The sequence below is a fragment of the Qipengyuania atrilutea genome (assembly GCF_013370205.1).
GTDB classification, from domain to species: Bacteria; Pseudomonadota; Alphaproteobacteria; order Sphingomonadales; family Sphingomonadaceae; genus Actirhodobacter; species Actirhodobacter atriluteus.
This window is the reverse complement of sequence record NZ_JABWGV010000008.1, coordinates 28,596-47,869: the sequence shown is the minus strand read 5'-3', so window position 1 is coordinate 47,869 and position 19,274 is coordinate 28,596. Positions and strand designations below refer to the sequence as shown.

General features: G+C 62.6%; 22 protein-coding genes and 1 tRNA gene. 10 read left to right on the top strand and 13 right to left on the bottom strand.

Annotation, left to right across the window (positions count from 1 at the left end):
- Positions 1 to 94 precede the first annotated feature (94 nt).
- The 6 genes from msrB to metX form a co-directional block, all read right to left on the bottom strand.
- Entirely contained in the window at positions 95 to 511 is a 417-nt protein-coding gene (gene msrB / locus HUV48_RS13815; protein ID WP_176268312.1) for a peptide-methionine (R)-S-oxide reductase MsrB, read from the bottom strand.
- Positions 512 to 574: 63 nt separating this feature from the next.
- Positions 575 to 1,246, bottom strand: coding sequence for a glutathione S-transferase family protein (locus HUV48_RS13810; RefSeq protein WP_176268311.1), 672 nt, complete (start codon positions 1,244 to 1,246; stop codon positions 575 to 577).
- 88 nt (positions 1,247 to 1,334) lie between these two features.
- On the bottom strand, positions 1,335 to 1,778 hold the full coding sequence (locus HUV48_RS13805) for a hypothetical protein (protein WP_176268310.1): 444 nt from the start codon (positions 1,776 to 1,778) through the stop codon (positions 1,335 to 1,337).
- An 84-nt stretch (positions 1,779 to 1,862) separates the two neighbouring features.
- Positions 1,863 to 2,225 (bottom strand): hypothetical protein, encoded by a 363-nt coding sequence (locus HUV48_RS13800; RefSeq protein ID WP_176268309.1) that lies wholly within the window; start codon positions 2,223 to 2,225, stop codon positions 1,863 to 1,865.
- A gap of 47 nt (positions 2,226 to 2,272) precedes the next feature.
- Complete coding sequence (gene metW / locus HUV48_RS13795; RefSeq protein ID WP_176268308.1) at positions 2,273 to 2,878, bottom strand: methionine biosynthesis protein MetW; 606 nt, start codon at positions 2,876 to 2,878, stop codon at positions 2,273 to 2,275.
- On the bottom strand, positions 2,878 to 3,990 hold the full coding sequence (metX, locus tag HUV48_RS13790; RefSeq protein WP_404799940.1) for a homoserine O-acetyltransferase MetX: 1,113 nt from the start codon (positions 3,988 to 3,990) through the stop codon (positions 2,878 to 2,880). The genes metW and metX overlap by 1 nt, the downstream gene beginning before the upstream one ends.
- Positions 3,991 to 4,071: 81 nt before the next feature.
- Between metX and hisC the strand changes: the two genes are divergently transcribed.
- Together hisC and HUV48_RS13780 are read left to right on the top strand one after the other, a co-directional pair.
- A complete protein-coding gene (gene hisC, locus HUV48_RS13785) occupies positions 4,072 to 5,184 on the top strand; it encodes a histidinol-phosphate transaminase (RefSeq protein ID WP_176268307.1) in 1,113 nt (370 codons plus the stop codon).
- The gene (locus HUV48_RS13780) at positions 5,181 to 6,080 is read left to right on the top strand and encodes a prephenate/arogenate dehydrogenase family protein (RefSeq protein ID WP_176268306.1); all 900 of its coding nucleotides are present in this window, start codon (positions 5,181 to 5,183) and stop codon (positions 6,078 to 6,080) included. The genes hisC and HUV48_RS13780 overlap by 4 nt, the downstream gene beginning before the upstream one ends.
- A 9-nt stretch (positions 6,081 to 6,089) precedes the next feature.
- On the opposite strand, the gene HUV48_RS13775 is transcribed toward HUV48_RS13780, so the two are convergent.
- The 4 genes from HUV48_RS13775 to ftsE are packed head-to-tail and all read right to left on the bottom strand — an operon-like array spanning position 6,090 to position 9,008.
- Entirely contained in the window at positions 6,090 to 6,788 is a 699-nt protein-coding gene (locus HUV48_RS13775; RefSeq protein ID WP_176268305.1) for a lysophospholipid acyltransferase family protein, read from the bottom strand.
- Positions 6,785 to 7,318, bottom strand: a complete 534-nt coding sequence (locus tag HUV48_RS13770) for a YdcF family protein (RefSeq protein WP_176268304.1) — start codon at positions 7,316 to 7,318, stop codon at positions 6,785 to 6,787. The genes HUV48_RS13775 and HUV48_RS13770 overlap by 4 nt, the downstream gene beginning before the upstream one ends.
- On the bottom strand, positions 7,315 to 8,253 hold the full coding sequence (locus HUV48_RS13765) for a cell division protein FtsX (RefSeq protein WP_176268303.1): 939 nt from the start codon (positions 8,251 to 8,253) through the stop codon (positions 7,315 to 7,317). The genes HUV48_RS13770 and HUV48_RS13765 overlap by 4 nt, the downstream gene beginning before the upstream one ends.
- A complete protein-coding gene (gene ftsE / locus HUV48_RS13760; RefSeq protein ID WP_176268302.1) occupies positions 8,250 to 9,008 on the bottom strand; it encodes a cell division ATP-binding protein FtsE in 759 nt (252 codons plus the stop codon). Before ftsE ends, HUV48_RS13765 begins: the two co-directional genes overlap by 4 nt.
- 157 nt (positions 9,009 to 9,165) lie before the next feature.
- On the opposite strand from ftsE, the gene HUV48_RS13755 reads away from it, so the two are divergent.
- Both HUV48_RS13755 and HUV48_RS13750 read left to right on the top strand, forming a co-directional pair.
- Positions 9,166 to 10,119, top strand: a complete 954-nt coding sequence (locus tag HUV48_RS13755; RefSeq protein WP_176268301.1) for an MJ0042-type zinc finger domain-containing protein — start codon at positions 9,166 to 9,168, stop codon at positions 10,117 to 10,119.
- Positions 10,120 to 10,247: 128 nt separating this feature from the next.
- Positions 10,248 to 10,335, top strand: a tRNA-Leu gene (locus HUV48_RS13750).
- A gap of 355 nt (positions 10,336 to 10,690) precedes the next feature.
- On the opposite strand, the gene HUV48_RS13745 is transcribed toward HUV48_RS13750, so the two are convergent.
- On the bottom strand, positions 10,691 to 12,058 hold the full coding sequence (locus tag HUV48_RS13745; RefSeq protein ID WP_176268300.1) for an amidohydrolase family protein: 1,368 nt from the start codon (positions 12,056 to 12,058) through the stop codon (positions 10,691 to 10,693).
- A gap of 233 nt (positions 12,059 to 12,291) precedes the next feature.
- Here HUV48_RS13745 and HUV48_RS13740 point away from each other — a divergent pair, with 233 nt between their 5' ends.
- The 6 genes from HUV48_RS13740 to HUV48_RS13715 all read left to right on the top strand — a co-directional run bounded on the left by HUV48_RS13740 (position 12,292) and on the right by HUV48_RS13715 (position 17,341).
- Positions 12,292 to 13,692 (top strand): serine hydrolase domain-containing protein, encoded by a 1,401-nt coding sequence (locus HUV48_RS13740; RefSeq protein WP_176268328.1) that lies wholly within the window; start codon positions 12,292 to 12,294, stop codon positions 13,690 to 13,692.
- A 478-nt stretch (positions 13,693 to 14,170) separates the two neighbouring features.
- Entirely contained in the window at positions 14,171 to 14,509 is a 339-nt protein-coding gene (locus HUV48_RS13735) for a hypothetical protein (protein WP_176268299.1), read from the top strand.
- Positions 14,506 to 14,883, top strand: a complete 378-nt coding sequence (locus HUV48_RS13730) for a helix-turn-helix domain-containing protein (protein WP_176268298.1) — start codon at positions 14,506 to 14,508, stop codon at positions 14,881 to 14,883. The genes HUV48_RS13735 and HUV48_RS13730 overlap by 4 nt, the downstream gene beginning before the upstream one ends.
- Before the next feature lie 3 nt (positions 14,884 to 14,886).
- Positions 14,887 to 15,897: an ImmA/IrrE family metallo-endopeptidase gene (locus HUV48_RS13725; protein ID WP_176268297.1), complete on the top strand. Its 1,011-nt coding sequence runs from the start codon at positions 14,887 to 14,889 to the stop codon at positions 15,895 to 15,897.
- A 6-nt stretch (positions 15,898 to 15,903) separates the two neighbouring features.
- Entirely contained in the window at positions 15,904 to 16,584 is a 681-nt protein-coding gene (locus HUV48_RS13720) for a C1 family peptidase (RefSeq protein WP_176268296.1), read from the top strand.
- Complete coding sequence (locus HUV48_RS13715; RefSeq protein ID WP_176268295.1) at positions 16,556 to 17,341, top strand: thymidylate synthase family protein; 786 nt, start codon at positions 16,556 to 16,558, stop codon at positions 17,339 to 17,341. Before HUV48_RS13720 ends, HUV48_RS13715 begins: the two co-directional genes overlap by 29 nt.
- On the opposite strand, the gene HUV48_RS13710 is transcribed toward HUV48_RS13715, so the two are convergent.
- On the bottom strand, positions 17,311 to 18,012 hold the full coding sequence (locus tag HUV48_RS13710) for a uracil-DNA glycosylase (RefSeq protein WP_176268294.1): 702 nt from the start codon (positions 18,010 to 18,012) through the stop codon (positions 17,311 to 17,313). The two genes, HUV48_RS13715 and HUV48_RS13710, sit on opposite strands and share 31 nt — an antisense overlap.
- Complete coding sequence (locus HUV48_RS13705; RefSeq protein ID WP_176268293.1) at positions 18,009 to 19,190, bottom strand: nucleoside triphosphate pyrophosphohydrolase family protein; 1,182 nt, start codon at positions 19,188 to 19,190, stop codon at positions 18,009 to 18,011. Before HUV48_RS13705 ends, HUV48_RS13710 begins: the two co-directional genes overlap by 4 nt.
- Between the last annotated feature and the right edge of the window lie 84 nt (positions 19,191 to 19,274).

Sequence of the window (19,274 nt, the reverse complement as noted above, 5' to 3'; positions counted from 1 at the left end):
CGCGTCGCGCTGTGCCGACAGGGTTCCTAACCGAATCTGAACGCTGCGCCCACGCCGAATTTGTGGATACTCCACCGATCCGCGCGGAGACCGCTTATTTCTCGCCCGCTGCGTCGAATTCGAGCGCGATAGAGTTGATGCAATAGCGCAGTCCGTTCTCGCCCGGCCCATCGGGGAATACGTGGCCGAGATGCCCGTCGCAGTTCGCGCAGACCACTTCGGTGCGGACCATGCCGTGCGACGTATCGCGGTTTTCCTCGACCGCACTGTCTTCGGCGGGCTTGGTGAAGCTGGGCCAGCCGGAGCCGCTGTCGTATTTCGCTTTGCTCTCGAACACGACCTTGCCGCAACCGGCGCAGCGATATTGGCCGTCCGCCTTGTTCTTGTCGTACTTGCCGGCGAAGGCGCGCTCGGTCCCGGCTTCGCGCAGGACGTGATACTGTTCGGGCGTCAGCCGCTCGCGCCAGTCGGCTTCGCTGAGCTGTTCGGGATTTGCGATAATATCGGCCATGTGATGCTCCTTCTTTCACCCGATATGGGAAGGAAGGAGCTCATTTGAAGCGCGGGACCCGCGTTACGCGTCGACCTTCGCATAATGTTCGGGCGGGTGGATGCCGACCATCTTCTCTCCAAGGAGAGGGCGGAAGCTGGGCCGGCTTTTGAATACGGCATACCACCGCTTCGTCTGCTGGTGGTCGCGCCAGTCGATCCCGCCGAGATAGTCGACCACGGAAATCTGCGCCGCGGCTGCGAGGTCGGCGAGGCTCATCGTCGGCCCGGCAAGCCACGCGCGGTTGTCGATCAGCCAATCGAGATAGTCGAGATGGCCGTGAACCAACCGCATCGCATCGCGCAGCACGCGCGAATCGGGCGACTGCTTCAGGACGAGGCGCTTCTTCATGCGCTCGTGGAGCAGCGGCGCAGTGACGTCGCCGTAGAAGTTCTCGTCCATCAATGCGGTCAGGCGGCGAATTTCCGCGCGCCCGGCGGCCGTGCCGTTGATCATCGGACTGCGCTCGACCGTCTCTTCGAGATACTCGCAGATGGCGCGGCTGTCGCACAACGTCAGGTTCTTTTCGGGATCGTGCAGCACGGGGGTTCGCCCGGCGGGATTAAGCGCCCAGAACTCGTCACGTTCCTCCCAAGGATTTTCGCGCACCAGTTCGTAGCTGATGTTCTTTTCCCCCATCAGCAGCCGCAGCTTGCGGCTGAATGGACACAGGGGGAATTGGTAGAGCTGCCACATGCGGCGCGCTCATGCCGGATCGCGCGCGGCGCGTCCACAAATGCGTAAATGTTTGTCCTTAATTGGTACTCGTCAGTTCAGGGGGCGATCAGTAGTCGCTCGCGGCCTCTTCCATACGGTCCGCCATTTCGCGCAAGGCCGGGAGCATTGCTTCGAAGCCCTTCGCCATTCCGGCAACCGCACCCATTGCGCGCGGCACGGCGCGGCCGACCTTTTCCGGCACATCGCTGGACTGCGGCGATAGGGAGCGAAGCGTCAGGTTCGGATCGACGCGGGCGGGGTCTTCGCCGGCAATCTCCGCAGCGGCTTCGGCAAGCGGGGCGAGCGGGAGGTCCAGCAGCACTTCGGTCATGGTCTGGATCATCATCGCCATTTCGTACTGCTTGTCGGGATCGCCGAGCTTTTCCGACAGACTTGCGAGATCGCCGCTTTGCGCGACCGGAGCGTATTCATCGGCATAGTCCTGCGCAGCAAGCGGCACGGACATGGTGGCGGCACCAGCAAAGGCGGCGGCGGACAAAAGTTTACGCATCACGAAATCCTCGTTGCGAGAAAAATTACGGCGAAACAGTTGTACTGCGAGCGTTAGCGAACCCTGAACGGTTGTTTTCGCAGCCTACAGTTCAGCAATATCCAGTAGCGCAAGGCACGGCGGCATCGCAGCAGCTTGCGCTTCCCGGTCACTCGCAAGTGACTGCGCTTCGTCGGCGAGCAGGCCCCGCACCCGCTCGCGGTCGAAGGCGGGATCTTCCATCATCTTCGCCATCGTCCGCACGAAGAACTCGCGCCCCCGGGGCATCATGGGCGGATATTCGAGCGCTTCGGCATCGCCCGCTTCCTGCTGCCGGGCGACGATAGCGAACAGGGACGAGCAGCGGATTGCCGTGCGCTGCTCAAGCGACAGTTCGGATGCGGGCGGCGCGGCAGCGGTTTGCGCGGCAACGGCAATGAGGGCGGAAACTATCGGAGCGATGACCATGCGGTGTCCTAACCTCGCGAAGCTGAACGGCTGGCTACGCGCTCGCGCTAACGCGTCAGTTGAAACACGGCGAACTCGGCACGTAGATTGGCGCCCCGCCCGACCGGCTTCTCGCCGGCGAAGAACCAGCTGTTCTCGATCCGTGCGCCCTTTTCACGTGCAAGCTCGCGGAAGTCGTCGACCGTGACGTGGTGGATGTTGCGCGTCTCGTACCACGTCAGTGGCAAGGCGCGCGTTACCGGCATCCGGCCGCCGAACATGAGGGCAGCACGCGTGCGCCAATGCGCGAAGTTGGGGAAGCTGACGAAGGCCTGCCGCCCGACGCGCAGCAATTCACCCAGCATCAGATCGGGCCGCTTCGCCATCGGCAGCGTCTGGCTCAGCACGACGAAATCGAAACTGCCTTTCGGATAGGCGGCGAGGTCGCTGTCCGCATCGCCCTGCACCACGGAGAGGCCGCGCGCGACACACTTCTCCACACTGTCGGGGTCGATCTCGATCCCCCGCACGTCGCAGTCCTTGTGCGCCTGCAGCGCTTCCATCAACGCGCCGTCACCGCAGCCGATATCGAGCACTCGCGAACCGTCTGGAATAACCCGCGCGATGACGGCGAGGTCGGGTCTGAGGCCGAAGTCTGGCGTACTTTGTGCCATCAGCCGACAAAGCCCTTCACCACCCGGTCGAGCGCCGGAACGTCAAGCAGGAAACTGTCGTGACCGTACGGCGCGGACAGCTCGACGAAACTAACCGGCGCGCCGGCCGCATTGAGCGCATGGACGATGTGGCGGCTTTCGCTCGTCGGGTAGAGCCAGTCGGTATCGAAGCTGACGATGCAGAACCGCGCCTTCGAACCCGCGAAGGCCTCGGCCAGCGTGCCGCCGTGTTCTTCGGCGAGGTCGAAATAGTCCATCGCGCGCGTTATGTAGAGATAGGAATTGGCGTCGAAGCGGCGGGTGAAACCGCTGCCCTGGTAGCGGAGGTAACTTTCGACCTGGAAATCGGCATCGAAACCGAAACTTTTTGCGCCTGCGCTGCCGTCGGGCCGGTCCTGCAGGCGTCGTCCGAACTTTCGGGTGAGACCCTCTTCCGAAAGATAGGTGATGTGCGCGGCCATCCGCGCAACGGCGAGCCCCGCATCGGGCTGCGCGCCCGCGGCGTAGTAGTCGCCGTTGTGCCATGCCGGGTCGGCCATGATCGCCTGCCGGCCTACTTCGTGGAAGGCGATGTTCTGTGCCGAATGCCGCGCGGTCGTCGCGATCGCGAGGACACGGTTTGCGCGCTCCGGAAAGTTTGCCGCGATGCTCAGGACCTGCATTCCGCCCATCGACCCGCCGACCGCCGTGTGCAGCCGCTCGATCCCGAGCACGTCGAGCAGACCGACAAGACCGCGCACCATGTCGCGGATGGTGATGACCGGGAAGCGCATTGCGTAGGGCCGCCCGTCGCTGGCCTCGCTTGCCGGGCCGGTCGAGCCCATGCAACTGCCGATGACATTGGCGCAGATGACGAAGAAGCGGTCCGTGTCGACCGGTTTGCCGGGGCCGACCATCCGCTCCCACCAGCCGGATTTGCCGGTCACAGGATGCTCGCTCGCGACGAACTGGTCGCCGGTCAGCGCATGGCAAACGAGGATAGCGTTGTCCTTCGCCGCGTTCAGTGCGCCGTAGGCTTCGTACGCGATCGATACGCCGCTGAGCGCCTGTCCGCTGTCGAGCGACAGATCGGCGGGTAGCGTTACGTTGCTGAGGGCGGCGGGCGACATCATGGCAGCGGCGATTGCGGGAATGGCTGCGCAGTGTCAATCGGCTGTTCTTGGGCCTGCAAAGCGGCTATGCGCCGCGGCGAAATGAGCGAGACAGAACAAACCGCCCCCGTGCCAAAACCCTGGATCGAGGCGATCCACGCCTATGTTCCGGGCAAGGCGAAGGCATCGGACGGGCGCGCCCTCGTGAAGCTATCGGCGAACGAGAACCCGCTCGGTTGCGGTGCGGCGGCGGCGGAAGCCCTCGCAAAACCGCGAACGCCTGCGCGCTACCCCGATCCGGGCGCTGTGGGACTACGCGAAGCGATTGGTGCGCTCCACGGTATCGATGCGGCGCGCATCGTCTGCGGCACGGGGTCGGACGAACTGCTGAACCTCGCCGCCCAGGCCTATGCCGGCCCCGGTGATGAAGTCCTGTTTTCGCGGCACACGTTCTCGGTCTACGATATCGCGGCAAGGCGCTGCGGCGCGCAGCCGGTCGAGGCGCCGGACAGCGATTACGGCGCCGATGTCGATGCGCTGCGGGCCGCCGTCACCGAGCGGACGCGCGTTGTCTACCTTGCCAATCCGAACAATCCGACCGGCTCGAACCTGCCGCATTCCGAAGTCGCGCGCCTGCTCGACGGTCTGCCCGCTGACGTGCTGTTCGTGCTCGACCAGGCCTATGCCGAATATACCGACGCGGCGTCGGCGGAAGCCGGGTTGGCGCTTGCGAGCGAGCGGCAAAACGTGCTCGTCACCCGCACCTTCAGCAAGATCTACGGGCTGGCGGGCGAGCGCATCGGCTGGGCTACCGGCGCGCCCGACCTCGTCGCGAACCTCAACCGCATCCGCGGGCCCTTCAACGTGACGACGAGCGGACAGGCCGCCGCTGTCGCTGCGCTCGGCGATCACGGTTTCGTCCGCCGCTCCGCAGAGCACAATGCGCAGGAAAGAGCCCGCTTCGTGGACGCGATCGGCGCTCTCGGCAACTACGGCCTCCGCGCCCTGCCGAGCGAAGCGAACTTCACGATGGTCCTGTTCGAGGGCGCCGTCAGCGCCGAGGCCGCGCATGATGCCTTGGCCGAAGCGGGTTACGCCGTGCGCCACTTTCCCGGCGGCGACCTGTCGCACGCGCTGCGCATCACCATCGGCAGCGCCAAGCAGATGGGCGAGATTGCGGCGACACTCCGCGAGCTGGTGGAACGCGACCAGTGATCGAGCGGGTTGCGGTCATCGGATTGGGCCTTCTTGGCGGGTCGGTTGGCCTCGCCGTCCGTGCCGACGCGCCCGAAATCGTCACGACCGGCTACGATGCCGATGAAGCGACGCGCGCAAGAGCGACCGAACGCGGGCTGGTCGGCACCGTCCATAACGACATCGCCGAGGCGGTGCGCGATGCGGACCTCGTCCTGCTGTGCGTACCTGTCGGCGCGATGAAAAGCGTCGCGGCGAAGATCGACCCCCACCTTCGCGGCGATGCGATCGTCAGCGATGTGGGTTCGTCGAAGCAAAGCGTGCTGCGCGACCTGACCGAAGCGCTGCCGGGCCGCACCATCATTCCGGCGCATCCGGTCGCCGGGACCGAACAAAGCGGCGCGGATGCCGGCTTTGCTGAACTGTTCCACGGGCGCTGGTGCATCGTCACCCCGCCCGAGGGAGCCGCGCCCGAAGCCCTCGCGGCGCTTCGCATTTTCTGGCAGCGGCTCGGCGCAACGGTCGAGATCATGGATGCCGAGCATCACGATCTCGTTCTTGCCGTTACCAGCCACATTCCGCACCTCATCGCATACACCATCGTTGGCACTGCATCAGACATGGAAGAGGTGACGCGCAGCGAAGTCATCAAATATTCCGCAGGCGGTTTTCGCGACTTCACTCGCATCGCCGCGTCTGACCCGACAATGTGGCGCGATGTCTTCCTCCACAACCGGGATGCGGTGCTGGAGATGCTCGGGCGCTTCACCGAGGATCTCACCGCAATGCAGCGCGCGATCCGTTCGGGCGACGGCGAAACGCTGCACAACATGTTCAGCCGCACCCGCGCCATCCGGCGGCAGGTCATCGAGCAGGGGCAGGACGACGCTGCGCCGGACTTCGGGCGCAAGCATTAACCCGGCTGACTACGGCCGATCGTTCAATGCGTTGATGGCTTCGGTCACCCGCCGCTCGATCTCGGCGCGGTCGAGGCCTGCTGGAATGGTCTCACCGAACCGGTACGTGATCGGCCGCGCCTCCTTCCAGAACCGGTGGTAGGCCGGGCCGCTATTCACGGCGACCGGCACGACCGGTAGTTTCAGCGCCTTGTAAAGCCCCGCGAAGCCCGAGCGCAGCGGCGCGCGCACGCCGTGTTCGACGCGCGATCCCTCGGGGAAGATTACGAGCGGCCGCCCTTCGGCTGCGAGACCTCGCGCTTCGCGGATCATCGCCATGAGCGCCCGCGCGCCGGCATCGCGCGCGACCGGAACGAGGCCATAGGCGCGCGCCGCCGGACCCCATCCGGGAATGGTGAAAAGCTCCTGCTTGGCAAAGACGCTCGGCGTATCGAGCAGGCATGGCATGTCGATTGCCTCGAAGAAACTCTCGTGCCTTATGGCGTAAAGGACTGGCCCGTTGATCGGCCTGCCTTCTAAGCGGACCGGGGCCCGCAGAATGTCGGTCACACACCAGCGGTGAAAACGGCTCCAGAACCACACCACCTTGCGGAACTTGGGGGTGTTGAACGGCGCGACCGCGAGTGCGGTCAGGGTGATGACGATCGAGCCGAGGTAGAAGACCGGGTAGAACGCGAAGTTCCGCATGATCAGTAACGCCCTGCTCATGAGAACAGGTGCTTCGCGGCGCGGCTGGCGAGCAGCTTGTTATACTCGAGAAACAGCGTCGACAACGAGGTCGTGGATCGTACGCCGTCCTCGACCAGTTCCACCCCTTCGGGCAGTGCGGCGCGGAACTCGTTCGCCGCGCGCCGCATGTGCCAGTCGGTCGTGACGAGGCGGACGGTCTTGAAGCCGTGGTCGTCGAGCCAATCTGCCGCTTCCACCGCATTGCTGCGCGTATCGACCGCCCGGAAGCCCAGCGTCACGCAGCATTCCATTCGCTCGGGCGGGACTGCGAACTCTTCCGCGAACTCATCCGGCTTCACTTCGGGATCGACGCCCGAAACGAAGAGCTCCTGCGCCCCGCCCGCCTCGATGATGTCGAGACCGCGTGCGATCCGCCCTGCCCCGCCTGTCGGCACGATTACCGCATCGGTCTGATACTGCGGGTCGAGCGGCTGCGGCAGGGCCATCGCAAACCAGATGAAGCCGAGCAGCCACACGCCGACCACCGCCAGAAACGCGCGCCAGATCATGCGATCTTCCGCAGCAGATAAAGAACGGTCAGACGGGCGGTCAACAGGGCCACAAAGGCACCGAGAAGGGGTATAAGCGCAAGTATCACCCAGCCGCTCCAGCCGATCCCGCCGCCCGCGACAAGCCCTGAATCGAGGGCGGCAAACTGCGAGCCCAGAAACAGGAGCGCTGCAGCGCCGATTACGAAGCCCGCCGCGCTCCCCAGAACTGCCTCCGTCCGCATGGCGCGCTGCACGACGCGGGCGATCTGGTGATCGTCGCCCCCGAGAAGATGCACCACCTCGATCGTCTTGGCGTTGGCAGCCAGAGCATTGCGCGCCGCCAGCCAGACTGCCGTCACGCCAGTGAAGGCCAACATCAGTGCGAGGATGAGCGCGAGCCACTGGATCGAGGCGATGGCGCCGAAGACCGGACCGAGCCAGTCCGACTGCGCGTTGAGTCGCGCGTCGGGTGCGGCGCTCTCCAGCAATCCAGAAAGACGGGCCAGTTCCGCGTCGCCCGCCGCTTCGGTAAGCTGGATGTCGATCAGCGCCGGTACCGGAACGGCGGACACACCGCCCGTTTCCAGATCGCCGAGCCAGGGTTGCAGCAGGGCTTCGATCTCCTCCTCCGGTACCGCGCGGACGCTTACCACTGCCGGATCGGCCGATAGCGCCGCCACCGCACGCCGGACCTGCACTGCGCGTGTCTGCGGGTCCGCCTCGACGATCTGCACGGTTGCGGCTCCGGCCAGCTCACCCCTCGCACTGTCGGCCAGCGTGCCCAGCGCCAAAGCCCCGCCCGCCGCGAGCACGACTAGCGCGACCATGATCGCGATGATCCACGGCATCGGCCCGCCCATGCGCGTGCGCGGCAGCAGCTGCGAGGATTGCCGCCGGTGCAGCGGCGTCAGCCCGCGCTTGACCGCATCGGATACGACCGGAGGACGCCTCATGCCCGCTCGTCGCTCGCCACGCCGGGCCATGCCGGCTCCCGCTTCTGCACTGCCCGCGGCGGATATCGCAGCGCGCCGGTCGGGTCCATCAGCTTGCCCTTGTCGAGCCGCATGATTAGCGCATCGGGCATCTGCCGCAGCAGCTGCACGTCGTGCGTCGCGACCACGACTGTCGTGCCCAGCCGGTTCAACGCGTAGAAGAGGCTGAGGAGCTTCAGCGCCATCTCAGGGTCGACGTTGCCGGTCGGTTCGTCCGCGACCAGCATGTCGGGCTTGCTGATCACCGCGCGCGCGATGGCGACCCGTTGCTGCTCACCACCTGATAGCGTCGCCGGTTTCGCATGAGCACGGTTTTCGAGGCCGACCCAAGCCAGCATATCGCTCACCGGCTCGACCAGATCGCGCTCGCGCACGCCCGCCACGCGCAGCGGCAGGGCGATATTATCGAATACGTCCATGTGCTCGACCAGCCGGAAATCTTGGAACACCACACCGAGACGCCGACGAAAGGCAGGAAGCTTGTCCTTGGGGACAGTCACCATATCGGTTCCGAACATCCGCAAGGCGCCCCGCGACGGGGTCTGCGCCAGATACAGCAACTTCAGAAGCGAGGTCTTGCCCGCGCCGCTCGCCCCGGTGAGGAAGTAGAACTGCCCCGCGTGCAGCGAACAGCTTACGCCCGAAAGCACTTCCTTGTCGGTCCCGTACCTGAGACCGACATTGTCGAGCTGTACGACCGGATGCTGGCTATCCATCGCGCCGCCCCAGGCAGACAGACAGGTCGAGGCGGAACGCGGCGGGCATCACGGGCAGCCTATAACGAGCCTGCGATGTGGAAAAAAGCCGTAGTTGCCCCGCTCTCACCGGCGAAAGCCTTGTTGCGGCGCAAAGCCGTGCGTAAGACCGTTAAGGATGATTATCGCCTGCCCCGCATGCGCGACCCGATACGTCGTGCCGGATAATGCCGTCGGGATCGATGGGCGAACCGTTCGCTGTGCCAAATGCAAACACAGCTGGTTCCAGGAAGGCCCTTCGCTGGAAGAGCGCGAAGGTCCGCCAGCCTCTCCGGAACCCGCGCCCCCGGCGCGGTCGTCCGAAACCGCGCAATCGCCCGAAAGGTCGGAGCCGGCGCCCTCCCCGCGCCGTCCTGCGGAAGAGCCTGCCGCTTCCAGCGCGCCCGACCGCGACGACGAGCGAGATGAAGAGGTTCGCCCCGTTGCGGCACCTCCGGCCGCTGACGACGCGCCGCCCCCCGCTCCGACCGAGCGAAACGCAACGGTCGAAGAACCGGAAGCGGCCTCGGCAGCTCAGCCCGACACGACCGAGCAAAGCGAACCGGCAACCAGAACCGACACCGAAGCGAAGCGGCATTACGACGCTCCGCAGGAAGAGGAAGATACCGGCCGTTCGCCGTTCGACTACGCCCCGCCCTTCCGCCCGCGCCGCAATCCGCTCAAGCTGTTCACTGCCGCCGCAGTCGCCTTCGCCGTGATTGCCGCCAGTTTCGTCGCGGCGATCCAGATCTGGGGTCTGCCGGACTGGGCGAAAGGCGGTCCGCAATTCGCGGCGAGCGAGCCCGACCTGCAGATGGATTTCCCGATCGACGCGCAGGAACGGCGAACGCTGCCGGGCGAGACCGAGTATTTCGGCGCCAAGGGCACGATCACCAACGTCGGGACGGAAACGCGCGACGTGCCGCCCGTCCTCATCGTGCTGCGCGACGAGAACCTGCGCGTGGTCTACAGTTTCGAGGCACAGCCGCCCAAGCGCACGCTCGCACCGGGCGAAAGCGTGACCATCAGCGAGGCTGTAACCGACGTGCCGACATCGGCACGTTTCGCCGATTTCGGCTGGTCTTCCGAATAAGGTTTTCCTGTAGACACCGAATTCTCGGGATAGGTCTACGCAAAATGCTTGCGGCAGGGCGGGCGCGTTGCTAGTGGCGCGCTCCTACCGGACGGGAACGCGCCAGGCGCACCCGGAACTGACTGTGTGCGGTCGTGGCGGAACTGGTAGACGCGCAACGTTGAGGTCGTTGTGGGTGAATAACCCGTGGAAGTTCGAGTCTTCTCGACCGCACCAAACAGTCCCGGAGATTTTTCAGACAAAGCTCTGGACAACCGATAGCTGTAGTTTTCGATCCAGTTCCGCGCGGTTTTGCTCAACGTATCTCGCGATCATGCAGTGAGAGACATGCGTCTGAAATCAGCAAAGAGTGAGGAGAAATTAATGTTTGTCTCAACTCCTAGGTGAGCAAACTGCACTCGCTGGATTGTATGGCAGCTTTGCGCCCCATTTTCAGTCATCAGACCGATCGCCCACGCTTCCGAAAAGCGGTCATAGATATTTTGCGCTGTAAGAGCGCTTTGTGTCGGAACTTAACGCAACGCGTCAATACGCAGTGGCGCACCACGTGTTTGTGCCGCGGTCTTTGCGATCACAGCCCCAGTGCGTTGGTATCGATGCCTTGTGCCTGAAGCGCTTCGATCAGATGACGCTGTGTGCGGGCGACATCGTGATTAGCGGCCCACGCAAGCAAATCGTCGAGCCGCTCGCGGTTGAGATAGCGCCCACCGGCGATCACAGCGGAAATCGCTCTGAGCGCGGATAGGTCGGTCGCCGGATCGCGTTCAAGCAGGATCAGATCGGCGCGCTGGCCCGGCGCGATACGGCCAAAAAGATTGTCCTCGCCCAAGGCCATTGCGGCATTCTGGGTCGCGGTCCGCAGCACGTCCGCTCGACTTAGTCCTGCCGCTTCCAGTAGTTCCAGTTCCTCGACCAGCGACACGCCTGGCACGTTGGTGAAGATGCCTGCATCGCTGCCCGCCACAAGCACCACGCCCTCTTCCGCCAGCATCTTCGTCATGCGTTGGTAGAAGGCGAAGGCCTCTCGGTGGCGCGCAGGGTCTTCAGCCGTCCAGCGCTCATATTCGGGCTGTGACTGAGCCACCAGCAGAGGATTGATACGTTCGGTGCCGGCGCGGTCCAGATATGCGCCATCTGTTTCCGCGACTTGCAGCAGATTGTAAAACGCCAGCAGTGTCGGATCGACCGGCACGCCGGCGGCCGCAATGTTCTGCGCCAGTTGCCACGCGGCATTCTCGTCATGGGCGTCACGCAGACCATGCCAGACGATGGATTCGACGTGCTCGATCGTCACAAAGCCGTCGTCGAGCAGTTCCTCGAAAGCGATTGCGAACGGCTTTTCATAAGGCATGCCTGGCGCTCGCAAGCCTTCGGGGGTGTGGCCCATGATCGTCATGCCCAGTAGCGATGCCTCGTCTCGGATCGCCTCGTAGGCGGCACGGGTGAGATTGGAATACACCTTGAGCCTGCGAAAGCCGGCCGCATGGTGCTGCCGCACCGCCGCCCTCGCTTCCTCCGCCGTCGTCACGATATGGTGGTTGATCTGCGCATTGGCCCCAGAGCTGTTCAGGATCGGCCCGGTGGTTATCAGCCGCGGGCCAAGCGTCTCGCCCCGCGCGATTCGGTCGGCGAGACGCAGGTGGAACGGCATGCCCGAGGCATTGCGGATGGTGGTTACCCCGGCGGCAAGATAGGCTCCGAGTGAGGCTTCGTCCCAGACATGAACGTGCATATCGACTAGCCCCGGCATGGCGATCCGGCCCGCGCCGTCGATGACCCTCAAGCCCTCCTTGGAGCGCGGCTCGGCGGACGGCATGACCGCGGCGATGATTCCGTCCTCGACAAGGATAGCCATGTCCGGACGGACCACAGCACCATCCCCGTCGAGATCGAGCACCTGCACATTGTCCAGCAAGTAGGTGCCGGAAGTGTTCGCCATGGCTATAGAAGACAAATGCGCCAGAAAGAGTGCCAATCCTGCCGCAAACATTCTGAGTATAGACATCAGCCCTTGGCCTCCCCGTCGGCCGTCTCACCTATTGTCGAAAATCCGAGTTGACGTTGATTGTAACAAATGAATTTCTGGCTTGCATCTTGTGATTGTTGCAGGTGCACTGCACAAGACACAGTATCTCGTACGCGTCTTGCAGCCGGAGACATCAATTGCGCAGCATGATTCTGGCGATTTTGGCTCTTCTGCCAATTAACCTTGGCGCATCGGTTTCGCTCAAAGCGGTGGAGGACTTCGTCACCGCAGTCTGGCCGGAATCCGGTGCGCCGGGGCTTGCCTATGCAGCCATCGACAAAGGCAAGGTCGCCGCCGGTGCGCGCGGAACCACCCTGGCTGGCGGAGGAGAACCGGTCACACCAGATACCCCGTTCCTGATCGGGTCAGTGTCTAAAAGCTTCACTGCCCTTGCGGTGATGCAGCTGGTCGAGGCAGGGAAGCTCGATCTTGACACGGGAGTTGGCAACTATCTCGATGCCTTTGCGGGGAGGCCGAGCGGCGCGATCACCCTGCGCCAGTTACTGAGCCACACCAGCGGCTATTCTACCGTGCAGGGCAACGGCCCCCATGCGGAGACCCTCGCCGCCCATGCCGCGATGGTCGCAGACTGGACCCCGGCTTACTCTCCCGGTGAACGCTGGGAGTATTCCAACACCAACTACCATCTCCTCGGTGCGGTGATCGAGGCTGTGACAGGAGAGGATTTCGCCAACTATATCGAACGCAGCATCCTTAAGCCGGCCGGGATGACGCATAGCTTCGTTGCCCGCGGTGCAGAGCCTGGCGGGGTAGCGCGTGGCCATCGCCCATGGTTCGGCGGTAAGCGCGCCTACACCGAACGGGAGAATGGGCAGGTTGCGGCCCCGGCAGGAGGCATCTTTGCCAGCGCCAGCGATCTGGTACGCTATGCCGCGATCATGCTTGACGGCCGCGACGACATTATCAGCGCGGTGGGCAAGGCCCAGATGCTCCGCCCCGCCAGCAAGCAATCACCGTTCTATGGATTGGGCTGGTTTATCGACCTGAAAGCCGGAACCGCAGCCCACCGTGGACTCGTTCCAGGCAGCGAGGCGCTGGTGACGCTGTTGCCGGCCGAACGCAAGGCGGCGATCGTGCTGGTTAACGCCAATGGCGGGATCGGTTTCGCTGATAACGGCAGCTTGCTCAATGGGATCACCGCGATTGCGCTGGGTCGCGAGTATGCCGGGGAGGGTTCACGAATCTGGCCAAAGACGACCTTCCTGATGATGCTTGTTCTGCCGCTGCTCTTCCTTGTCAGCACCGGCTGGGCATGGCGCAGCCGCGCCGCGCTGCGGCGCAAGCGGACACAGAGTGTAGCTGGCCTGTTGAGCCTGTGGTTCCCGGTTGCCACAACGCTGGCAATGGCCGCATTCCTGTTGGCCATCGTCCCCGGGCTCTTCGGAGGATCGGTTAACACATTGATGCTGTATCAGCCCGATTTTGCTGCCTGCATGATCGCCGCAGCCATACTTGGACCGCTATGGGCGGTAGTCCGGTTGACGATCGCCTATGGCCCAGTGCTGTCATCGGCCACTGCGGATTAGGGCATACCGGTTTCGCAAACCGGCCTCGCATTTTGTAGTGAAGCGTCAACCAGCCGACAGTTCGACAAATTTGGCCAGATCCTTGGCCAATCTAGCAGGTTAACACGCGATCGGCCCCTTTTTGGGCCAATAGTGGAACGACTGCTCTGTGATGCTAATTGCTTGGAAGCGGACAGTCGTCTTACGGCCCAGTTGCGGTCATAGGTGACGAAAGTTGCGAAATGTCATATGTCCGCTTTGCGCCCCAGATCCAGTCGTTCGCTCCCTCTCGCCGATTTCCCAAAAACGGACATCGAATCAATGCCGGGCGTGACCAATGATGGACGAACCGGGAAATCTCCTACCAAATCGACGAACGCGATTATCTGCCTTTCAGGTTCCGAGCACTCTGTCGGTATAGCTCATCGACAAACCGGCTTGCATGTCGGATATTCCGACATTATGTAAGCAGAATGTAGCTTAATCATGCGAGGTTTGAATGGCGACCATTGCCCCTCCCGCTTCTGCAGCGACGGCCTTTCCAAAGGCTGCTGTAATCAAGGCGCTGTGCGACGAGCTGCTCGCCGTGGCGCAGATCGAAGCGCAGCTGCGCGGCATCTCCCTTCCCAAAGATCAGGCGGGGACCATGAAGGCAGCGGTGCCGCTCGATTCGCTATCGGTTGTTGATACTCTGTGCGCCGTAGATACCGTTGTGGGCTTCGAGTTGCGCGACAACATCGTGCGGACAGGCGGGTATGACTCGATCGAAGACGCGCTCGCTCATGTCGTGCCTCGGATCGAGAAGGTCTGGGTCAAGAAGAAAGGAGCCAAGCCATGAGCAATGTGGCTATCAGTCAGGAAACCGATGACGCGATGGAACGTCAACGCTTGGGCAATCGTCTGCGCGACGCGCGAAAATATCTCGGCCTCAAGCAGGACGAAGTTGCGAGCTATCTCAAGATTCCTCGCACGGCATTGACCGATATCGAAAATGGCCAGCGCCGCGTCGAGGCGATTGAGCTCACGCGCCTTGCCAAGCTCTATCGGCAGTCGGTCGCCTATTTCACTGGTGAGGACGAAGCTTCGGCAAGTCTGCCGCCCGACGTTGCGCATCTGGCCCGGCGTGTGGCGGATCTTTCGAGCGAGGACCGCGCGGAGCTTGGCCGCTTCGCCGAGTATCTACGCTCGCGTTCGGCTGGGGAGCAAGCCTGATCCATGGCGAGCGACTATGACAGTGCGGTTCGCGCGGGCGCGTTGGCAGCCGGCAGGCTTCATCGACGTCTCGACACGCAGCAGCTGATCGGACGGCATGGCGGCAACGTCGATGTCTTTGGAGCGATCCATGCGCTCGATCTTCCACTGCTGTTACGGCCGCTCAAGGGCCTTTTGGGAGCCTATCTCAGTTCGCCGGCCCCGGGCGTGCTCGTTACCACCGAACGACCGATGAGCATCCAGCGCTTCACCGCTGCGCACGAGCTCGGTCATTTCTTCATGCGGCACGAACCTAGCTTGGATGATGAGAGCATCCTGCGACGAATGCCAATGAGCCCCGAACCGGGCAATCAGTTCCAGGAAACTGAAGCCGACGCCTTCGCTATCGCCTTCATGATGCCTAAGTGGCTGATCGCGCTTCATTGCGCGAGACAGGGCTGGACGGTCGAGGAATTGCGCCGGCCCAACATCGCCTATCAGCTTTCTCTGCGGATTGGGGCCAGCTACGAAGCGACCTGCAGAACGCTTTCCCGCTACAAACTCATTTCGAATACGATCATGCGCGAGTTGCTCGAGACTAAGCCGCGCAGCCTGAAGGTCGATCTGCTGCATGACTACAGACCTGCCGACTATCGGGGTGATGTCTGGCTGCTTACCGAGCGCGACGAGGGCGCGCGGATCGATGGCAGCCGCAATGATCTCTTCGTATTGCGCCTGAAGGAACATGCCGGTGGCGGATTTCTTTGGGACCTCGACCAGTTGATGGCGAGTGGGTTTGCAGTGGTCCGTGATGAGCGCGAGGCATTCGATCCGGAAGCAATCGGCGGGCCAGTGGTCCGGCGGGTAACCGCGGCGCCAGAAGCCGCCCAACGAGGGCGTATGTCGCTCAACGAAAGACGCCCGTGGCAACCGGCCACGGCCAATGCGAGCCTGACCATCGATTTTGACTTCACTGGGCCGGAACAGCAAGGCCTTTCCCGAGCCGAACGGCGCCATTTGCTAGAGGCCGCCTGACTTTCCATGATCGACATAAAGACCGACCTGCGGCCACTCCTAGGACCTGTGCGCGATCAAGGCTCGCGACCGACCTGTCTTGCATTCGCGGCGAGCGACACCCATGCCAGCCTACGCGAGGGATGGATGCCGTTGTCATGCGAATATGCCTACTATCGAGCGCAGCAGCGCAGTGGGCGGCGGCATGACCAAGGTGCCACGCTTGTAGCTATGTTGGAGAGCCTGCGGCTAGACGGCCAACCCGCGGAAAGCGGATGGCCCTATCTCGATGCCGTGCCAGACGACCTCGCCCACTGGGCGCCGCCATCCGACGTCGGCCCACGTTTCGGCAGGAAGGGAGGACCCGCAGCTATCGACCTCGGCCCGATTTTCGCGGCTCTAGACAGAAAGAAGCCTGTGATGCTTCTTTCCACCCTGTCGCGGTCTTTCTTCGTTCCAGCCAAAGAAGGCGTGGTCGATCCGGCCAATGACGAGAAACCCGATCCAAGCTTGCGCCATGCAGTTGTGGCAGTGGGCCATGGCCAGGCTGCCGGCCAGAACGCAATCCTCATCCGCAACAGCTGGGGCGCCGGCTGGGGAGTGGACGGCCATGCCTGGCTGACTGAAAAATTCCTGAAGCCGCGCCTATTCGCGACGGCGATTCTGACGGAGGATATCGATGTCTCTACCCGTGCCGCCGCAGCCTGACTGCGCCTCGGCTTGGCTTGAAGCCGTCCGCCTGGTGAATGCAAGACCTGGCCATCACGAGCATAATGTCCTGATCGATATTGCCGACCCAGTGGCTCGGACCGATCTGTCCGAGCCAGTGATCGCGCTTGTCGACGCCTTCCTAAGGGACCGCGACACCAAGCGCATCGAGACGGTGGCAAACACGATCTTTCCGGCGTCGCTTTATCGGCGCTATGGTTCGCCGGCATTCTTCACGCGATTTACGGACAATGTTTTACCCAAGGTCCGTTCGCCGGGAAAGAAGAGCTGGTCCGGATATTATTTCGAACGGATGATGCATCTTCCGCAGCCTGGCGAGCCGCTAAACCAATTGACCGAGATCATCGGGCGGCTGAAAGACCCAGCTGTACGGGCGCTCAACAAGTTTGAACTCAGCGTGTTTGATCCGCTGCGCGATGTTGATGGGTCGCCCTATGGTGGGCAGTGCTTAAGTTTCGCGAGCTTCAAGCTGATTGGTGATGGCGACGACCGTCGGCTGGCGCTCACCGCAATGTATCGCAATCATTACTATATTGAGAAACTGCTCGGTAATCTGATCGGCCTTGGTCGTCTGCAGCAGTTCGTGGCAGAGGAATCGGGCATTGCGATTGGACCGCTCACGATCCTTTCGACGCATGCCACGATCGATGTAAAGAACGGAAAATGGAATCGTGGAGACATCGCAGCTTTGCTTGAGGCCTGTGATCAGGCGAAGGCTCTGGCAGTCGCTGCATAGCTAGGTCGGAGCGGCAACTCTGGTGAAACTACCGGGTCGGTATCGATCCCGTAGAGGCCGTACATTCCGTCTTTGAATTCGCGCTGTCCGCCATAGCTTGGATGGCGGATAGCAATGACTTCCGTCTCCAATCCGGCCAGTGCAAGATGTGCATCGCGCCCGATCGCGACAATACGCTTGGGCTGCACCATCGATACCAGCGCCTGGAGGAGCGGCCAGCTTTCCTCGCGCTCGGCGCGACTATGACAGCGGTTGGACATGGGATCATCCGCATCGTGCGGATGAAAAGGAAAGACATTCCACAACATCACAGGCTGTCCGATACGACCGAGCACCTGCCAGACGATTGCGGCTGTGCGTTCGGCAACTTCAGGCCCCTGCGTGGCACGCTCCAACTCGATTCCGCCCATCAGCGCCGACGCATGGGTAAGATGTACCTCGTCGGTCAGCGGCACCCCAGTGCGGCGTCCGCCGCGATAACCAAGATCGCGGGCAATCCAGATCGTTTCGACCTGTGCGTCGAGCGAAGCTTCCAGCATGCCCCGTAGGTTGGAGCGTCGCCGCGCCGCGGCATCGCTCCGGTCATGGATGGAACAGCGGTCGCGCCAAGGGTTGAATACCGAAGGCAATTTCGCGGCCGCTAATGCCGATACGAAAGTCTTGGGGGTCATTGCGGCAACTCCATGATACGCAAGCGACGACGGGCGAAATCAATCGTAATTCGCGCCCGTCGGTTTTTCTGCAGGAAGCGAAAGGCCGTGTATCCCTGTAGAATCGCTTCCTCCCAGAGCCACAGCGGACAGCGGTCAGCCTCGTAGCCGGCGACGAATTGGCGGACATGCTTGAGCATGTCCAGTGGAAGTCCGCCTCGTTTTACGCCTTCGAAAAAATTAAGCTGCTGCGCTTGGCCGAAAAGCCAGGAGGTCACACCTTCCTCAATCAGGATAGCGCGCGCGCCGTCCTCTGCTTCGTCCAGTTTCGGATCACTCTTGCGCTTGAGACGAAGCAAGGCGCGGATTACCGGCGACCAGCCTAGGATCGCAACATAGGCGTAGTGAAAGACGTCGTGAAACCGGTAATCGTCGGGTTCTAGGGCATTGTCGGTCAGCCGATCGCCGACATAAACTCCGCGCGACCGCTGGAAGACATAGTCCTGCCCCCGTACTTTGCGCTCGTAAATGTCGATCTGCATGGAGCGGGGCAATTGCTCTTCGGGATCATTGCCCGAATCAAAAGCGGGCGGAAAGATGCGTTCACGTGGCCATCGATCGAAAATCTTCTGCAGGTTCTTGATCGCCGCAGCCTCGATGGTCAGCCCTGAGTCAGTCGACGCGCGAATGAGGCAACGCATTACCGCGACAAGTCTTTCGGCCACATCCGCCCGGCGCCGTATCGAGTTACCGCCTTCGATTGCGCGCGCCAGAAATCCGACTTCGCTGGCGAGAGCTAGCAGGCTGTGTTCGAATTCGGGCATGGGCGCCTTGGCTAGAGGCATATGCTCAGGCTGTAGGGCGTGGAGACTGAGCGATCCGTTCGCTCCCCTTGCGTAAGAAGCATCTGTCTCGAGGGCGGCGGCCGCGATGTCGCTCAATGCCAAGCGATGACGCCGTGCGATCGCGGCGAGATACCACAGAACGTCACCGATCTCCTCGGCGACTGCTTCCGCATAGCCGAGATAGGAAGCGGCATCTCGCTGCTTCTTCTTGGCTTCAGCGAGTAAGCTGCCGGTTTCGCCGAACAGGCCAAGCATCGTGAAACCAATCGTACCAGGCCCTTTGCGTTGATCGGTCCGGGCCGCTTCGCTGGCATATTGGTCGACCGTGAGAGTCTCGAAGTCGTCAGCCGTCATGTGCGCTTCCGCCGGTCTGCAATTGCACCCTCAGGCACGATCACCCCATAGGCAGCCAAGGCTCTCAGCACGACCATTCGGATT

Excerpts from the sequence above, each read along its gene's own strand:
- msrB (WP_176268312.1), bottom strand. The coding sequence starts at position 511 with ATGGCCGATATTATCGCAAATCCCGAACAGCTCAGCGAAGCCGACTGG.
- HUV48_RS13725 (WP_176268297.1), top strand. The coding sequence starts at position 14,887 with ATGGCGAGCGACTATGACAGTGCGGTTCGCGCGGGCGCGTTGGCAGCC.
- HUV48_RS13775 (WP_176268305.1), bottom strand. The coding sequence starts at position 6,788 with ATGAGCAGGGCGTTACTGATCATGCGGAACTTCGCGTTCTACCCGGTC.
- HUV48_RS13740 (WP_176268328.1), top strand. The coding sequence starts at position 12,292 with ATGATTCTGGCGATTTTGGCTCTTCTGCCAATTAACCTTGGCGCATCG.
- HUV48_RS13765 (WP_176268303.1), bottom strand. The coding sequence starts at position 8,253 with ATGAGGCGTCCTCCGGTCGTATCCGATGCGGTCAAGCGCGGGCTGACG.
- HUV48_RS13705 (WP_176268293.1), bottom strand. The coding sequence starts at position 19,190 with ATGACGGCTGACGACTTCGAGACTCTCACGGTCGACCAATATGCCAGC.
- ftsE (WP_176268302.1), bottom strand. The coding sequence starts at position 9,008 with ATGGATAGCCAGCATCCGGTCGTACAGCTCGACAATGTCGGTCTCAGG.
- hisC (WP_176268307.1), top strand. The coding sequence starts at position 4,072 with ATGAGCGAGACAGAACAAACCGCCCCCGTGCCAAAACCCTGGATCGAG.
- HUV48_RS13810 (WP_176268311.1), bottom strand. The coding sequence starts at position 1,246 with ATGTGGCAGCTCTACCAATTCCCCCTGTGTCCATTCAGCCGCAAGCTG.
- HUV48_RS13715 (WP_176268295.1), top strand. The coding sequence starts at position 16,556 with ATGTCTCTACCCGTGCCGCCGCAGCCTGACTGCGCCTCGGCTTGGCTT.
- HUV48_RS13735 (WP_176268299.1), top strand. The coding sequence starts at position 14,171 with ATGGCGACCATTGCCCCTCCCGCTTCTGCAGCGACGGCCTTTCCAAAG.
- metX (WP_404799940.1), bottom strand. The coding sequence starts at position 3,990 with ATGATGTCGCCCGCCGCCCTCAGCAACGTAACGCTACCCGCCGATCTG.
- HUV48_RS13710 (WP_176268294.1), bottom strand. The coding sequence starts at position 18,012 with ATGACCCCCAAGACTTTCGTATCGGCATTAGCGGCCGCGAAATTGCCT.
- HUV48_RS13720 (WP_176268296.1), top strand. The coding sequence starts at position 15,904 with ATGATCGACATAAAGACCGACCTGCGGCCACTCCTAGGACCTGTGCGC.
- HUV48_RS13745 (WP_176268300.1), bottom strand. The coding sequence starts at position 12,058 with ATGGCGAACACTTCCGGCACCTACTTGCTGGACAATGTGCAGGTGCTC.
- metW (WP_176268308.1), bottom strand. The coding sequence starts at position 2,878 with ATGGCACAAAGTACGCCAGACTTCGGCCTCAGACCCGACCTCGCCGTC.
- HUV48_RS13755 (WP_176268301.1), top strand. The coding sequence starts at position 9,166 with ATGATTATCGCCTGCCCCGCATGCGCGACCCGATACGTCGTGCCGGAT.
- HUV48_RS13805 (WP_176268310.1), bottom strand. The coding sequence starts at position 1,778 with ATGCGTAAACTTTTGTCCGCCGCCGCCTTTGCTGGTGCCGCCACCATG.
- HUV48_RS13770 (WP_176268304.1), bottom strand. The coding sequence starts at position 7,318 with ATGATCTGGCGCGCGTTTCTGGCGGTGGTCGGCGTGTGGCTGCTCGGC.
- HUV48_RS13730 (WP_176268298.1), top strand. The coding sequence starts at position 14,506 with ATGAGCAATGTGGCTATCAGTCAGGAAACCGATGACGCGATGGAACGT.
- HUV48_RS13800 (WP_176268309.1), bottom strand. The coding sequence starts at position 2,225 with ATGGTCATCGCTCCGATAGTTTCCGCCCTCATTGCCGTTGCCGCGCAA.